The 368-nt window shown below is 38.0% G+C and carries 1 pseudogene; it reads left to right on the top strand.

Features of this window, described 5'->3' with window-relative positions:
- Window positions 1-250 precede the first annotated feature (250 nt).
- Window positions 251-368, top strand: a pseudogene (locus PZE06_RS26905) (proton-conducting transporter transmembrane domain-containing protein); the annotation flags it as partial.

The following is a 368-nucleotide window of genomic DNA, read 5'->3' as shown; positions in this document are numbered from 1 at the left end:
TCCGAATGTTGTCATGATTCCTTCTTCGTCGAGTACTTCTTCGTAACGCTCATGACAACATTCGGAGATTTGCCCGCATATGAACATGAACCCTATGTTGAGGATAGAGAAGAACGGGACAAATAACATTGTCCCGTTTTTAAGCTTAAATCTTTCCTTTGGAGCCACATGAAAAATTTCAAAAAAAGCAAGAAGCATAGACTACTTTACTTGCATTTTATCATTTATTTCTGTTTAAAAAATAGGTAAATCTACAGATATCGGTTTAGTGCAAAAGGATATTAAAAGAGTACTAGCTTACTCCACTGTCAGTCAGCTTGGCTATATGATGCTGGCCTTAGGATCAGCTGGCTATGTTGCTGGTGTCT

Origin of the sequence: Robertmurraya sp. DFI.2.37 (assembly GCF_029211245.1) — a bacterium.
GTDB lineage: Bacteria > Bacillota > Bacilli > Bacillales > Cytobacillaceae > Robertmurraya > Robertmurraya methanolica_A.
The sequence above is the reverse complement of the archived record's forward strand: the minus strand, read 5'-3'. Positions and strand labels throughout refer to the sequence as shown.